Raw genomic sequence first — 838 nt, forward strand, 5'->3', positions numbered from 1 at the left:
TAGGGTCAGGATGCATTGATTGTCGCTGTACGGCATGATTCACGGCTCTGAAAACGGAGCGGTGACATGAGCGACCTTTTCTGGCTGACCGACGAGCAGATGGCCAAGCTCGCCCCTTTCTTCCCGAAGTCGCACGGCAAGCCACGGGTCGATGATAGACGGGTTTTGAGCGGGATTATCTTTATCAATCGAAATGGGTTACGCTGGCGCGATGCTCCAGAAGCCTACGGCCCGCACAAGACACTTTACAGTCGTTGGAAGCGTTGGAGCGAGAAAGGGATCTTCGCCAGGATGATGGCCGGGCTGGCGGCCGAACACGGCGAACAGAAAACCGTGATGATCGACGCGACCTACCTGAAGGCACACCGCACAGCGACCAGCATGGCCGCGAAAAAGGGGGGCGTGGTCGACTGATCGGCCGGACCAAGGGCGGCATGAACACCAAGCTCCATGCCATCTGCGATGGCCAAGGGCGGCCGCTCAATCTGTTCGTCACGGCAGGACAGGTCAGCGACTACATCGGCGCGCGGGCGCTGCTGAGCAGCCTGCCGAAGGTCGACTGGTTGCTCGGGGATCGCGGCTATGATGCCGACTGGTTCAGAGACGCGTTGAAAGACAAAGGGATACGCGCCTGCATCCCGGGCCGAAAACAGCGCAAGGCAACGGTGAAATACGACAAGCGCCGGTACAAGCGGCGCAACCGCGTCGAGATCATGTTTGGCAGGCTCAAAGACTGGCGGCGTGTGGCGACCCGCTACGACCGCTGCCCCAAGGTCTTTCTCTCCGCCATCGCTCTCGCTGCAGTCGTCATCTACTGGTTATGAATCCTGATCCTAGT

1 protein-coding gene is annotated in these 838 nt (G+C 59.7%); it reads left to right on the forward strand.

Annotation, left to right across the window (positions count from 1 at the left end; all coding sequences use genetic code 11):
• Positions 1-66 precede the first annotated feature (66 nt).
• Positions 67-824, forward strand: a protein-coding gene (locus tag AVJ23_RS22495) for an IS5 family transposase (RefSeq protein WP_099045552.1) whose coding sequence is annotated in 2 segments (ribosomal slippage) — positions 67-391 and positions 391-824 — 759 coding nt in all. Because the reading frame shifts where the segments join, the coding sequence is not laid out codon by codon here.
• Positions 825-838 lie beyond the last annotated feature (14 nt).

It is taken from the genome of Pseudoponticoccus marisrubri (assembly GCF_001482405.1).
Lineage (GTDB): Bacteria > Pseudomonadota > Alphaproteobacteria > Rhodobacterales > Rhodobacteraceae > Pseudoponticoccus > Pseudoponticoccus marisrubri.